This window comes from Natrialba asiatica DSM 12278, from assembly GCF_000337555.1.
In the GTDB taxonomy this organism is placed as follows: domain Archaea; phylum Halobacteriota; class Halobacteria; order Halobacteriales; family Natrialbaceae; genus Natrialba; species Natrialba asiatica.
The window spans coordinates 41890-56151 of record NZ_AOIO01000011.1 but is presented as its reverse complement, the minus strand read 5'-3'; the positions used below and the strand labels follow the sequence as shown (position 1 = coordinate 56151).

Below are 14262 nucleotides of genomic sequence, written 5' to 3'. Positions count from 1 at the left end.
CCTCCGAGTACGCGATTCTATGAGGCGGTGAACCCGAACCCCTTTTCACCACCGACGACAGAGTCACACCCATGTCGACCGAATCGATTAGCGACCGACGGGAGCATATTCGCTCCATCAGCGTCACCGCGCTGGCCGCGCTGCTCGGCGTCGGCGCCGCACTCGCCTCCGTGGCGCTTACCGGCGACCTTCCGGTAGACACCGCCGCCAGCGATACGCGAGCGCTGTTTCTCGTCCTCGGTGCGATCGTCGCCCAGTTCGTTCTCTTCAACTTCACGAACATCTACGGCGACGACGAGTTCGGGATGAAACACCACCTGTTCATCACGTTCATGACCTTCGCAATGTGGTTCGTGACGTGGGGCATCCTACTTACCGCGGAGTCGACGGCATAACCATGGCCGACGATAGCATCGCCGTCGTAGACTTGGATCGGTGTCAACCCGACCGCTGTAGCTACGAGTGCAAGAACTACTGCCCCCCGAATCGAACGGGCAAAGAGTGCATTACGCTCCGCGGCGAGGAAACCGCGGAGGGACAGCCCGAACAGGTCCGTATCTCCGAGGAGATCTGCCTCGGCGAGAGCTGTGGTATCTGCGTCGAGAAGTGTCCCTTCGACGCCATCGAGATCATCAACCTACCCCAGGAACTGGAGGACGAACCCGCCCACCGCTACGGCGAGAACGCCTTCTCGCTGTACGGCCTGCCCGCACCGCAGGAAGGCCAGGTCACCGGTATCCTCGGGCCGAACGGCATCGGGAAAACGACCGCCGTTCGTATCCTCGCCGGTGAACTCGAACCCAACCTGGGGCGCTACGAGGAGTCGCCGGGCTGGGACGACGTCTTAGAGGCGTATCGCGGCACCGAACTCCAGGACTACATCGCAGACATCCGCGATGGCGAGATCACCGTCGCCCGAAAACCGCAGTACGTCGACCAGATTCCGAACCAGTTCGACGGCAACACCCGCCAACTTCTGGAGCAGACGGACGAACGAGATGCCCTCGACAGCCTCGTCGAACGCCTCTCGATCGGTCCCGTCATGGACCAGGCGATCGAGGATCTCTCCGGCGGCGAACTCCAACGGGTCGCGCTCGCAGCGACGCTCGCCCGCGATACGGACTTCTATTTCCTGGACGAGATCACGCCCTACCTCGACATCGGCCAGCGCGTCACCGCGGCCAGACTGATTCGTGAACTCGCCGAAGAAGCGGGGAAGTCGATGCTCGTCGTCGAGCACGACCTCGCGATTCTCGACCTACTCGCGGACACGCTGCACGTCGCCTACGGTGAACCCGGTGCCTACGGTGTCATCACCTCGCCGAAATCAGTCCGCAACGGGATCAACGAGTACCTCGCGGGCTATCTCGACAACGAGAACATGCGAATTCGTCAGGATCCGATCGAGTTCGAGGAGCACGCGCCCCGAACCGCGACCCACGGCGACGTGCTCGTCGACTATCCCGACCTCACCAAGAGCTACGGTGACGGCGAGTTCAGTCTCGAAGTCGAGGGTGGCGAGATTCACCGGAACGAAGTGCTCGGTATCGTCGGTCCGAACGGGATCGGGAAGTCGACGTTCGCGAAGTTGCTGACCGGCAACCTCGAGCCCGATACCGGCGACGCCGATCTGGATCTGGACATCTCCTACAAGCCCCAGTACGTGACGATCGATCAGCCGATGCGAGTTGATGCCTTCCTCTCGTCGATCACGGATCAATTCGGCTCGTCGTACTGGAACACGGAAATTGCCCAGCCGCTCCAGTTAGAGCGGATCATGGAGCAGAATCTCTCGGATCTGTCGGGCGGTGAGCGCCAGCGGGTGGCCATCGCAGCCTGCCTGTCCGAGTCTGCGGATCTCTACTTGCTCGACGAGCCCTCGGCGCACTTGGACGTCGAACAACGTGTGCAGGCGACGAGTGCGATCCGACGCTACGCCGAACAGCAGGACTCGACCGTGATGGTCATCGACCACGACACCTACATGATCGACCTGCTGGCGGACCGACTGATGGTCTTCGACGGCGAGCCAGCAGAGCACGGTCACGCCGGCCAGCCCCAGTCGATGCGCAACGGCATGAACGAGTTCCTCGCGAATCTCGAGGTTACGTTCCGGCGGGACGAGCGGACCTCGCGGCCGCGGATCAACAAGCCGGACTCGCAGTTAGACCGCGAGCAAAAGCGCGAAGGAGAGTATTACTACGCACCCTGATCGGTTGCCGATGCGGATGCGGACCTGATCGGCTGCGGAGAATCGACGATAGATAGGGGATGAGAAAACGAGATGACGACCCCGAAACGGGCGTCGATAGCTGCGGAGATATTTTCGAGGGCGTTCGGTCAGCGGTCGTCGAGATGCGGTCCGCAGTCGAACTCGTCGTGGAGCGTTTCGAGCGTCTCGAACGCGAGTTCCCGAAACTGATCGCCGCGGCTCGCACGCAGTGTCGGGTCGCCGTGCTGCTGGAGATGGAGCGATTCGATGAACGCGACGATCAGAAACGCACGATAGACCGGTTTTCGGTACTCGAACCCATTCGGCAACGAGCGGACGGATTCGTATCCGTGCCGGAACGATCGGCGAACGCTGTCATCGACGTCGTCGCGGGGTTCGAAGTACGGTATTACCGTTCGCCAGTAGTCGTATTCGCCGGGCGCGACGAGCGCGTGTTCGAAATCGATCGCCACAGGTCCGTCACCGGTGCGAGCGAGGTGTTCAGGGTGGATATCGCCGTGACAGAGGACCGGCTCCCCGGCGCCGTCGAAAGCGTTGTCGTGCGTTTCGAAGAACTGATCGACGGCGTCGACGACGGTCGCGTATCCGATCGGTTCGAGAAACGACCGGTGGAAGGAAAGACGCGCACGGACGGCCTCGAGCCAGTCGTCGTGTGCCTCGAGTTCGAGCCCGGAACCGTCGTTACGGAGCCGACCGAAGCCGTCGAACACGCCCGCCGTCTCGGCGTGCACGGTTCCGAGCCAGCGACCAGCAGCGGCCGCCCACTCGGAATCGATCGTGGCAGGTGAGCGGTCGAGTGCATCGTCCCAGGCGGTCGCGTAGTGATCGGAGCCGACGGCGAGCACCGCGGGAACGGAACCCCCCGTCTGCGTCGCGACGAACTCGTGAACTCGTCCCTCGTCGGCGGCGTGACCGCGCGGGTGGGCGTCAACTTTCACCGCCGCTTGACGGCCGTCCAGACGCCCCTCGTAGACGCGGTAGGGTGGCACGTCGTGGAGTCGGCGGCCGACTACTACGTCGTCGAAAGACGATTCGAGCGTCGAAGTGAGTTGCTGTGTCATTAGTTTGGGCCCGCTAACGGGGGGGTTGCCGACCGGAGACAGCGCTACAGCGCCGCCGCTCCGGCCGACAGAAGGTAACTAGTAGACACGGTGCCGTGGACAAGAGCGTATCGGACGCGAGTTCACCGCGACGCAGCACCGTTGGCGACGCTGTTATTCCGTGCCGCTCGTTCGGAACAGGACAACGAGACCGGTCAGAACAACCATCAATCCGAGCATCACGGCGGGAAGAACTGAACTCGAGATGACGAGTTCACCCGTGGCACCGACGACGGCACCGGCGGCGGCGATGATGGTTCCGGCGAGGATCAGCCCTGTTCCAACGAGGTCGGCGGTCGTATCTGTTGATTCGGTGGGCGACGCGTCCGGACGGTCGAGTGGGTCCACGAGTTGCCACTCGGGTTCGGTGGTCGTCTCGATTCGGTAGCGGCCGCCCGAAAGCGACGAAAGGATGGCGTCGCTTGCGGCCTGCATCGACGCCGTCCACCAGTCGCTTCCGTTTCGTGGTCCGGTGGACGGCGTTTCGGGACCGACATCCGTTCGTACCAGATAGACGGGTTCGCCGATGATGTGGTCGATCGAGGCCGCATCGTAGCCAATGTCCGCGACGAGTCGTGCGAGGAGAAAGTCCTCGGACCACGGGATCGGTTTCTCGAGCGTGAACGAACGCGTCTCACCGTGGGGCAGTGAAACGGTGAGCTCGACCGTGGTGGCGTCGAGCGGGGTCACGTCGGTAATCCGTCCCTCGACGTATCCCTCGGGGGACGTCATCACGTCGATACGCCCGAGTTCGTCCGCGAGATCGCTTTCAGACGCGGATTCCTCGAAAGCACGAGACTCACTATCGGTTCGCCGCTCACCGGAGTCATCCGCAGAGGGATCCGTCTCGCCGCGTGTGACTTCGATCTCGATTTCGCCGTTCCCGTCGGTCTCGCCTTGGTTCGGGGCGGCGTTCGAACGCGAGTTCGGCGTCGGGTCCTCGTCTGTCACAGTTCACCTCGGGTCGGCCCCGTTTTCGTCCGCAGTCGTCGACGGAAGTCAACCCGGTCGTCTCGGCCTACGGGAGCAGACAAGGTAAGTCGTTTCCCGCCGTCTTCACCGACCCCTCGCAGCCGCTCAGGGTGCAGGGCTCGCGCGGATCACGGCGAACAGCCCATCACCGTGGCCCTCACGAAACGGTGTCGTCTCGGAATCGAGCGTCGCAGGATCCTCGAAAACGGTCTGTCCCCGATCTTCGATGACGAATCCCGCCCGCTCGAGTTCGCGACAGGCCGCTTCGCCGGTCAAAAACTCGGCGTCGGCGTAGAAGGGACTCTCGTCTTTGTGTTCCTGATACACCCGGCCGACTGCACTCGAACGGTCGAGGACGGCGACCGCTAGCGTACCGTCGTCCCCGAGGACGCGATGGGCTTCCGAGAGCGTCGCCTCGAGGTCGTCGACGAAACAGAGGACGGTAACGAACAGCGCAAGGTCTAGTTCGCCATCGGCAAACGGAAGCGATTCGGCGACGCCGCGGACGGGATCGACGCCGCGATTCCGTGCTCGTTCGAGCGCGCTTCGAGCAGGATCGAGACCGATCGAGAGGCCAAGCGGGGCAGCGAAGCGGCCGGTACCGACGCCGATTTCGAGAGCGTGGTTGTCCGCGCTGGGAGACTCATCCGGAAGGATACGTTCGAGAGCGGCCTGTTCGGCGCGGTAGGCCTCGTTGTTCGTCTCGAACCAGTTGTCATATTCGTCGGTGAGGGTCTCGAAGGGATGAGCCGTAGCCATACCAAACGATGTCAGGCTGTCAATGAAAAGGTACGGGATGGGTGGACAAAAATCACATCTTCGGAGCGGGTATTTCCCGATCAAAGGCAGGCTACCCTCCATAATGGGTGGTAGCTATGACCATACGCCATATCATTTATGTTGGTAGGAAAGAATGTATTCGTCAATGAGCGATGAAATCGTGACGATCGTCTGTCAACATGCAGATGCTCTCGTGTCGCTACAGGAGTCACCGAAATACAAACGGGAGTTAGCGGAGGAACTCGAGGTATCGAAGAGTACAGTGTACAACATCCATCGACGGCTCAGTGAGCACGGGTTAGTGATGAAAACGGATGGAAAGTACACGCTCACAGAACGGGGTGTCATCGCCATTACGGCCTACAAAGGCTACAAAGAACAGACGGAAGTACTCAAACAGATGCCACACAATCGCCCGTTCGAAGCGGAAGCGGGATGACTCTCGACACGACCGAGAATGCCCTACTCGCACGGCGTTCCATTCGGGTTGTCCTCGACGCGAGTCACGATTGAAACACAGCAGACAGCCCGAAGCCGACGGCGTCGCGGCAACGACGATTTCGACCGTCGCCGATCCACGTAAACGCCGCTCGCCTGCCTACTGATTCTAAGCGGAGTGAACTCCACAACGTGTTGTCTTGCTCGTGAGTGTTCCGAACGGTATCGAGCGAAGGTAGTCCAGAGAGAGAGAGAGACCAACGCGAGTTCTGTATCGAGAACTCGTTGAGACGAGTCGCAAGTAGAGACACCGAAAACGCGCTGCCCAACAATAGTAAATAAATCAACTTGTTTGATTCTTGCTCTCGTAAATAGATATCGTGAATTTTACATACTTCCAAATAATTGGATTTTTATTTTATAAAATTATTTATCGGGCGATCCAAGTCAAGACTCCGATTAGCCCGGCCAATCGATAGAAATCGACAACCGAGAACGGCTGTTACTCGAGATCGACTCGATCGAAGAACCAAACGCCGAGAGCGACGGGAACGATCGCCCAGCAGAGCAGGACGGCAAGCCCGAATAGATTCGGCCCGTGAGCGGCGGTTGTCCGGCCGCCCATGAGCGCAATTTCGAGGAGGTCACGAATGTAGTAGCGGGCAGCGTCGAAGGCTTCGAGCGGGCTGAGACGGGCAACGTACAGAAACCAGGTGGGACCATCAGCGTATGTCAGTCGCGCGAAGTCGACAGACTGCGTCGTCCCCGTGAGGAGTTGCACAAACCGGGTGCAAGCCGGAAGGACGATCTGTCCCCAGAGCGGTCCGAACAGCGCGTAGAGACCGACGACGGCTGCGACCGCGCGCGTTTTCGACGAGACGACACTCGATACGCCAACCGCCATCCCGATCCACGCAAGTCCGTAGAGGGCGAGCAGTATCACGGCGCTGAGCAACGGAACGAGCGGGATTTCGTCGACGCGGACAAAGACGAGTACTACAAGGACACCGGTCGAGACCACAAGGGCGGTTACGAGCACGCTCACGCGACTCAGATACTTGCCGACGATCAGTTCCCGACGCGTACTCGGGAGTCCGAGGTGAAAGCGAATGCGACCGGATTCGCGTTCACCGATTACGGCCTCATAGCCGAGGACGATCGCGACGAGCGGAACCCAGAGACCGAACGAGTCGATAGCGGTCAACAGCGGTGTGTCGGCCTGCTCGACGAGGTTAGCACTGAGACCGACCCAGGAGATGGCGACGAGAACGGTCATGAGTCCAGTCGCACCCCATAGCGTCCGGGAGTGAATCGCGTCGGCGATGTCGGTTCGAGCGATTGCGGTGACCGAGTTCATCGGCGCTCACCGTCGGACGAGGAGTCGGTATAGGCTGCGAACAGTTCTTCCAGGGAGGAGTCCTCGACACCGATGTCAGTGACCGTCGCTCCGGCCTCCTCCACGCGGCCGATAGCGGCGGATTTGACGCCGGAGTCGGTACAGGTGATAGAGATCGTTCCGCCGTGGTCCTCGCTGGCCGAGTCGACGTCAACGCCGTCGACGCGATCCAGTTCGGCGAGGCGCTGCGGGGCCGAGTCGGGGACCGCATCGACGGAGAGGACGAGCGTCGAGTTCGGATCGAGGGTGTCCCGGAGGCCGTCGACGGTGTCGACGGTCAGGAGGGTGCCGTCGTTCATAATGGCGACGCGGTCGCAGACGGCTTCGACCTGGTCGAGGACGTGACTCGAGAGGAAGACGGTCGTCCCGTAGTCGGCTTCCTCGCGGACGATCTCTCGAAGCGTTCTGATGCCGTTCGGGTCGAGGCCGGAGGAGGGCTCGTCGAGGATTAACAGATCGGGGTCGTCGACGAGTGCGATACCGAGAGCGAGGCGCTGGCGCATACCTTTCGAGTAGGTTCCGACGGCGGTGTCTTCGTCACCGGTTAGGCCGACACGATCGAGGATGGCGATTGGATCGTCATCGCTCTCGTACATGTCGATGGCCAGTTCGACGTGACGGCGACCCGGAAGGCGATCGTAGAAGGCGTACCCCTCCGGAAGCACGCCGGTACGCCGGCGAACGACGCGGGGCTGTTCCTGCGGATCGACGCCCAGAATGGAGATAGCGCCGGTCGTCGGCCGCACGAAGTCGAGAAGCATATTGATCGTCGTCGACTTGCCCGCGCCGTTCGGGCCGAGAAAGCCGAACACCTCGCCGCTCTCGACGGTAAGGTCGACATCTCGAACGGCGTGAGTCTCGTCGAACCGTTTCGAAACTCCGTTCGTTTCGATTGCTGCCATGAGTTGGCTGCAGTAATGTGAAACGGAGTATTTAATCAAACGATTTCAATGACAGTAAGAAGATTCATCGTCGCCGGCTGTCGCTCTCGAGTTCGCGAGGTAGCAACACGACGGTCAGCGAGAGCGGGAAACCCGGTTCAACGCACGAAGCGTTGACAACTGCCACAGAGGTTCTCTTCTTTGATGTCGACTTCGCGGACGGTCGGCGAGAAGTTCATCACGCAGCGGTTGTTGTCGCAGTGTTCGAGCCCGTAGGTGTGGCCGATTTCGTGGACGATTTCCTTGCGGACGCGGTTCTCGAAGATTTCGCCTGCGCTCTTGTTCGAAAAGCCGCCGTCGCTCGAGGTTTGCAGTCGATAGGTCGAGACGACGCTACCGCTGCCGTCGAGATAGGCGAGTCCGAAGACGTAGTTCCGGCGGCGGTAGAAGAGATCGTGTGGCGTGACTGCGATGTTTTTCCCCCCGCGGCCGACGCGTTCTGCGAGTTGGATGAACGCCTCTGCGGAATACTGATCGCGCCCGGAGTCGTACGCCCCGCCCGGCACTGGCTGGGAATCGGTGACCGAAACGTCGCAGTCGTAGACCGATCGTAAGGCCGAGGACGCTGCCCGTTTGACCGCTGCGGGGACGTTGCCGACCGGCACGATGTCGACGAGCATGACAAACGCTATGGTCGCTTCGGTCATAAACGTCCCGCCATGGGCCACACTCGGCGAAATCTACCGACGATGACAACTATCCTCGCAGCAGACGACCGACTCGTCGAGGTGGGGATCGGCCGGCGAACCGAGCTGGCGGCGACGCTGGCGGAACGGGGCCACGCCGTCACGGCGACGGATATCTATCAGCGAGACGTTCCCGAACGAGTTCAGTTCGTCCGAGACGACATCGTCGACCCCGAGCCATCGATCTACGCCGACGCGGACGCGATCTACGCCCGGAACCTGCCGCCCGAACTGCACCGGCCGGCCCGAGACGTTGCCCGCGCCGCCGACGCGGCCTTCCTCTTTACGACGCTCGGCGGCGACCAACCGGCGATTCCGGTCGAACGGCAGCCCATCCGGTCCGGAACGCTGTACGTGAGCACGCACCGCGAGTCGAGCCGAGACGCATGAATTAACAGCACCGAGGACGTTTCTTCGAACCGACGCGTGCTCCCCGATACCGTCCTCTCCATCCTCGCAACACTGCTCGTCACCGCCGTTCTCGCGGCCGTCATCGCCGGCTTCGGCACACTGCTGTGGTTCGCCCTCGAACTCGCGACCGCCCCCGGCGTCGTCGTCCACGAGTTCGCCCACGCGATAACCTGCCGGGCCGTCGGCGTCCGCGTCCACGAGGTCGTCTACTTTCGCCTCGGCGACCCCGCCGGCTACGTCCGCCACGAACAACCGGACCGGTACCGCGACGCCTTCCTCATCGGCGTCGCACCGTTTCTCGTCAACACCGTCGCGGCGCTCGCCGCCTGTCTCGCCTTCGCCGAACTCGCGACGGGGACCGGTGTCGTGTCGCCGACGGGCGGCGGGTTCCCCGCGATTGATCCGGCGGGCGTCTCCCGGGAGATGCTGATCGGCATGGCCGCCCTCGGCTGGCTCGGGCTCGCAGTCGGTATGCAGGCGTTTCCGAGCACCGGCGATGCGAACGCGCTCTGGGCGCACGCACGGGCCAAGTGGCGACGGTCGCCGCTCGTCCTGATCGGGGTTCCGGTCATCCTCGTGATCTACGTCGCGAACGTGCTCTCGTGGCTGTGGGCGGACGTACTCTACGCGATCGCGTTGTTGCTCGTCGCGTTCGCCGTCGCTGGCACGCCGCTGCTTTGAGCGCGGGCCGGTCCGTCGCGCCGGCCGAATCCGACCGCCTTTATTCCCGCCGGCCCGTTCGAGCGCGTATGACCGAGCACGCAACCGCGACCGACACGGCCACCCTCGCCGCAGACGCCGTCGTCCTCGACATCGACGGCGTGCTCGTCGACGTGGCCGAGTCCTACCGGCGCGCGATCGTCGAGTCCGTCGAGTTCGTCTACGACCGGACGATCCGTAAAGCGGATATCCAGCAGTTCAAAGACGCCGGCGGATTCAACAACGACTGGGAACTCGCACACGCCGCGGCGCTCTACGTTCTCGCGACGAGCGAGGGCTACGACGCGTCGATCGGCGAGTTCACCGACGCCATCGCCGCCGAGGGCGGCGGCCTCGAAGCGGCCGAAACCGTCGTCCGAGACGGCATCGGCGCACGTGCAACCCAGCGCGTGACGAGCCGCTGGGACCGCGAGCGGCTTCGAGACGTCTTCCAGCAACAGTATCTCGGCACCGAACTCTACCGCGCACTCGAGGGCGGCGAACCGGACGCCGAACTCGCCGACGAGGCCGGGTTCATCCACGACGAACCGGTACTGCTGTCGGCGGAGACCCGCGACTGGCTCGTCGACGCGTACGACGGCGCGGTCGGCGTGCTGACCGGGCGACCGGAAGCCGAAGCCGAACTCGCGCTCGATCGGGTCGGGCTGGCGGACGAGATTTCCGTTGAGCACCGGTTTACGATGGACGACTGGGAGGAGGGCAAGCCGCACCCGCGGGCGCTGACGACGCTGGCCGATCGGTTCGACGCCGAACGCGTTGTCTTCGCCGGCGATACGCTCGACGATATCAGAACGGCGACGAACGCGAACGAAGCGGACGCCACACGGGAGTACCACGGTATCGGCGTCCTGACGGGCGGTCTCACCGGCGATGACGGGCGACGGAAGTACGAAGCGGAGAACGCGTCGGCCGTCCTCGAATCGGTGAACGACCTGCCGGCGCTACTCGGGGCGTAATCGCCGACTCCACGAGCGGGCCAGCACGCTCGCACGCCCGTTTTTTAGCCGTCGTCGGTGTAGCCCGCGTCAGTCCCATGACTGCTCCCGATTCCAGCTCTGACCGCAATCCCGATCCAGGTTCCGCCGACGACCGCTTTTCGTGCGACCCCGGCCTGCCAGGCGAGCCGACCGCACTCTGGCTCGCGGAGCCGCCCGAAGCGAAACCGGACCGCGACTCGGAGCGCGGCGGTGGCGAGCGCTCGCTCACGGCCGACCGAACGGTCGACGTGGCGGTCGTCGGCGCGGGAATCGCCGGCCTTTCGACGGCGCTCGAACTGCGCGAGCGGGGGAAGACGGTCGCCGTGCTCGAACGAGACCGCGTCTCGGCGGGGATCACGGGCAAGTCGACGGCGAAGTTGACGAGCCAGCACGGGGCGATCTACGACCACTTGCGCCGCGAGTTCAGCCGGCGGGCGGCAAAGCAGTACGCGACGGTACAGGAGGACGCGATCGACGCGGTCGAGCGACGGATCGACGAGTTCGGAATCGACTGCGGGTTCGAGCGCCAGCCGTCGTACCTGTACGGAGACAGTCGCGACAAACTCGAGCGCGAAGCCGATGCGGCGCGGGATGCGGGGCTCCCGGCGACGCTCGTCACGTCGGTGCCGCCGTTCGAGCGGGCACAGGCCGCGGTGCGGTTCGACGAGCAGGCGTGGTTTCACCCGCGCCGGTATCTTCTCGAAATCGCGGACGTGCTCCGCGAGGACGACGGGGCCAGGGTATTCGAACGGACCCGCGTCACGGCCGTCGAACCGGGAACGCCGTGTCAGGTCCGGACCGAAGCGGCGTCGGTGACTGCCGAGCAGGTTGTTCTCGCGACCGGATTTCCGATTCTCGACCGCGCGGGGTACTTCGCGCGGATGCACCCGAAGCGGTCCTACGTGCTCGCGCTTCGACTCGACGGGGACCCGCCGGACGGGATGTACTACCGAAGCGGCGACAACTACCGCTCGGTACGAACCTATCGCGGCGACGAGGACGAACTCCTGCTGGTCGGCGGGGAGAACCACAAGACCGGCCAGGGCGGCTCGACCGTCGACCGCTACCGGCGGCTCCTCGAGTGGGCCCGCGAGCGGTTCCCCGTCGAAGCCGTCGCGTACCGCTGGTCGAACCAGGACTACAAGCCGGTCGATCGAGTGCCGTTCGTCGGTCGCGCCGGTGCCGGCACGCCGAACGTCTTCGTCGCGACCGGATTTGGCGGTTGGGGCATGACCAACGGCGTCGCCGCCGGCCGGTTGCTTGCTACCCTCACCGACGGGCAGAAACCGCCGGAGCGGAAGCTGTTCGATCCGCTTCGGTTCACGCCGAAGCCCTCGGCTGGGAAGACCGTCACCGAGAACGTCGACGCGATGAGCGAACTCGCGACCGACTGGCTCCGGACGATGCTCGCGTCCGGATCGCTCGAACTCGATCCCGGCGAGGGGACGGTGATCCGCCGCGAAGGGACGCCCGTCGCCTGCGCGCGAGACGCCGACGGCGAGCTTCACACGACGTCGGCCGTCTGTACGCACATGTACTGTCTCGTCGAGTGGAACGACGGCGAATGTAGCTGGGACTGCCCCTGCCACGGCTCGCGGTTCGCACCGGACGGGGACCTGCTGGAAGGACCGGCGAACGAGGGGCTGTCGAACGCAGCCGACGAACTCGAACGGGAGTGAGTTCCATCGAGGCCGGGTATGAACATCCTGGCCGTCAAACGACCGACCACGATGACCGACACCACGCTCGACGACATCGCGCGGCAACTCGATCGCGCAACCGAACTCGAGGACGAGGAGGCGCTCTCGGTCCTCCGGACGGCCCGCGAGGACCTGCAGGCCCTCGGCAACGACCCCGATACCGACGAGGACCGGCGCACCGAACTGGTAACCCGCGTCGAGCAGCGGCTCCGGGAAGTCGAGAACCGGGACGCCTACGACAGCGGCCTCGGTGCCGCGATGAATCCGGACGAGGACGAGGCCCCGTAGGCCGCCGGTACGTTCGGATTCGGGACGATAGTCCGTCACCGAGACCGCTAACACGACGTTGAGACCGCAACGATCACCGCGGTTTTTCCCGCGATCACCGCGAGTTCAGTCGATGACTGGACCGACGCGACGCAGACTGTTGCGGACGGCCCCGGGCGTCGTGCTCGCCCCGGCGCTCGCGGGCACGCGGCGGGGCGACGGGTCGGGATCGGGCGGATCGGTGGGTACCGGTGAGTGGGGAGGGCGGAGACGACCACAACCACAACCACAACCCCGAGCGCGGGAGCAGGCGCAGGCACAAACGCAGGACGAACTCCGCGTCTCGATCACCGAAACGAACGCGCCGCTGCCCGCCGGCGAGTACCTGCGGGTGACGACCGCGCTCGAGAACACCGGGACGGACGCGATCCGGACCGAGGCCTCGCTGCTCGTCGGCGACGACGAAACGCGCGTCTCGCGCCGCAGGCTGACCATCGAGGCCGGCCGGACCAGAACGATCCGGCAGGGGTTCTACACCCATCCCGTGCCCCGAAACGACGAGTTCACGATTCGGGTTGCAGCGGGCGGGCAGTCGTCGGACCGCCGCGTCGGCGTCGCCGCCGCCTCGTCGGTGCCAGCCGCGCGGCCGACCGGTGAACTCGCCGTGCAGCCGGGGGCGGCAGTGCTGTTCGAGGCCGAAGCTATCGATCCGAACGCCTCACAGCGGACCGTCTGGTGGGTCGACGGGGAACTGATCGGCGGCGGCGTCGGCGGGCCCTGGGCGTCGACCTACTACGCCGAACGCGGGGCGCACTACCGGTGGCACGAGTTCGAGTCGAGCGGAACGCACGACGTGACGGCGGCCGTCTTGCCGGGCACGGCACCGATCGCGGAGCCGAGTCGGGAGACGTACGCGGCCCGCTGGCGCGTGGACGTAACCGACGGCGGGGCTGCACCGCCGACCGTCGAGGGCGTGCGGCCGCGCGAGCAGGTCGTTCCGATCTCCCCGGCGACGTCGACCGAGTTCGAACTCCTCGCCACCGATCCGGACGGGAGCCTCGACAGCGTCGTCTGGTGGCTCACCCAGTCCGACGTCATCCTCGACGTGACCGAACTCGAGGGGACGCGCGACACCGCGACGATCTCGCTTTCGTCGGGCTGTCACACCTGTACCGTCCTCCCGTGGGTGATCTGCACCGACGGGACGGTCACCGCGCTCGAATCCCGCTGGGAACTCGACGCGCGAAGCGGGGGCGACGACGGAGCCGACGGAAGCGGAGCCGACGGCATCGCCGTCTCGATCCAGGAAACGAACTCGCCGGTCGACGCGGGCGAGTTCCTCGCCGTCACTGCAACCGCCCGGAACGGCGGCTCCGAAACGCGAACGACGATCGTTGAACTCGTCGTTGGCCACGATCCGACGGTCGTCGAGCGTCGGTCGGTAACGCTTGCGGGCGGCGAACGCCGGGAGTTGCATCTCGGCTACGAAACCTATCCAACCGCTCGGAACGAGCAGTTCCCCGTCCGCGTCGTTAGCGACGCCGACGCCGCCGAGACGACGGTTCGCGTGCTCGCCTGAGAGTTCACCGCAATGGCCCGCCGCCGTAGCGAAACCGGACGACTGGTCATCCGACGAACCCG

General features: G+C 64.2%; 15 protein-coding genes. 9 read left to right on the top strand and 6 right to left on the bottom strand.

What is annotated here, in order from left to right; translation table 11 throughout:
- The first annotated feature begins 71 nt into the window (after positions 1–71).
- Both C481_RS03730 and C481_RS03725 read left to right on the top strand, forming a co-directional pair.
- Positions 72–395, top strand: coding sequence for an EMC6-like membrane protein (locus C481_RS03730; protein ID WP_006107621.1), 324 nt, complete (start codon positions 72–74; stop codon positions 393–395).
- A gap of 2 nt (positions 396–397) precedes the next feature.
- A complete protein-coding gene (locus tag C481_RS03725; RefSeq protein WP_006107620.1) occupies positions 398–2212 on the top strand; it encodes a ribosome biogenesis/translation initiation ATPase RLI in 1815 nt (604 codons plus the stop codon).
- Positions 2213–2340: 128 nt separating this feature from the next.
- Here the strand turns inward: C481_RS03725 and C481_RS03720 are convergent, their stop codons facing one another.
- From C481_RS03720 to C481_RS03710, 3 genes are all read right to left on the bottom strand, one after another.
- Positions 2341–3294 (bottom strand): aminoglycoside phosphotransferase family protein, encoded by a 954-nt coding sequence (locus tag C481_RS03720; RefSeq protein WP_006107619.1) that lies wholly within the window; start codon positions 3292–3294, stop codon positions 2341–2343.
- A 153-nt stretch (positions 3295–3447) separates the two neighbouring features.
- On the bottom strand, positions 3448–4284 hold the full coding sequence (locus C481_RS03715) for a hypothetical protein (protein WP_006107618.1): 837 nt from the start codon (positions 4282–4284) through the stop codon (positions 3448–3450).
- A gap of 126 nt (positions 4285–4410) precedes the next feature.
- Complete coding sequence (locus C481_RS03710; RefSeq protein ID WP_006107617.1) at positions 4411–5064, bottom strand: class I SAM-dependent methyltransferase; 654 nt, start codon at positions 5062–5064, stop codon at positions 4411–4413.
- A gap of 166 nt (positions 5065–5230) precedes the next feature.
- Between C481_RS03710 and C481_RS03705 the strand changes: the two genes are divergently transcribed.
- Positions 5231–5524 carry a helix-turn-helix domain-containing protein gene (locus tag C481_RS03705; protein WP_006107616.1) on the top strand — a complete coding sequence of 98 codons (294 nt, stop codon included), beginning with the start codon at positions 5231–5233 and terminating at the stop codon, positions 5522–5524.
- 501 nt (positions 5525–6025) lie between these two features.
- Here C481_RS03705 and C481_RS03700 read toward each other — a convergent pair.
- The 3 genes from C481_RS03700 to C481_RS03690 all read right to left on the bottom strand — a co-directional run bounded on the left by C481_RS03700 (position 6026) and on the right by C481_RS03690 (position 8480).
- Positions 6026–6880 carry an ABC transporter permease subunit gene (locus tag C481_RS03700; RefSeq protein WP_006107615.1) on the bottom strand — a complete coding sequence of 285 codons (855 nt, stop codon included), beginning with the start codon at positions 6878–6880 and terminating at the stop codon, positions 6026–6028.
- Positions 6877–7821: an ABC transporter ATP-binding protein gene (locus C481_RS03695; protein ID WP_006107614.1), complete on the bottom strand. Its 945-nt coding sequence runs from the start codon at positions 7819–7821 to the stop codon at positions 6877–6879. Before C481_RS03695 ends, C481_RS03700 begins: the two co-directional genes overlap by 4 nt.
- Positions 7822–7958: 137 nt before the next feature.
- Positions 7959–8480, bottom strand: coding sequence for an archaemetzincin family Zn-dependent metalloprotease (locus C481_RS03690; protein ID WP_006107613.1), 522 nt, complete (start codon positions 8478–8480; stop codon positions 7959–7961).
- A 39-nt stretch (positions 8481–8519) separates the two neighbouring features.
- Here C481_RS03690 and C481_RS03685 point away from each other — a divergent pair, with 39 nt between their 5' ends.
- From C481_RS03685 to C481_RS03660, 6 genes are all read left to right on the top strand, one after another.
- Positions 8520–8936, top strand: coding sequence for a UPF0146 family protein (locus C481_RS03685; protein WP_049904411.1), 417 nt, complete (start codon positions 8520–8522; stop codon positions 8934–8936).
- A 36-nt stretch (positions 8937–8972) separates the two neighbouring features.
- On the top strand, positions 8973–9638 hold the full coding sequence (locus C481_RS03680; protein ID WP_006107611.1) for a metalloprotease family protein: 666 nt from the start codon (positions 8973–8975) through the stop codon (positions 9636–9638).
- 68 nt (positions 9639–9706) lie between these two features.
- Positions 9707–10633, top strand: a complete 927-nt coding sequence (locus tag C481_RS03675; RefSeq protein WP_006107610.1) for a TIGR01548 family HAD-type hydrolase — start codon at positions 9707–9709, stop codon at positions 10631–10633.
- Positions 10634–10710: 77 nt separating this feature from the next.
- Entirely contained in the window at positions 10711–12333 is a 1623-nt protein-coding gene (locus C481_RS03670; RefSeq protein WP_006107609.1) for an FAD-dependent oxidoreductase, read from the top strand.
- An 18-nt stretch (positions 12334–12351) separates the two neighbouring features.
- A complete protein-coding gene (locus C481_RS03665; protein ID WP_006107608.1) occupies positions 12352–12642 on the top strand; it encodes a hypothetical protein in 291 nt (96 codons plus the stop codon).
- 112 nt (positions 12643–12754) lie between these two features.
- Entirely contained in the window at positions 12755–14200 is a 1446-nt protein-coding gene (locus tag C481_RS03660) for a hypothetical protein (RefSeq protein ID WP_049904410.1), read from the top strand.
- The last annotated feature ends 62 nt before the right edge of the window (positions 14201–14262 follow it).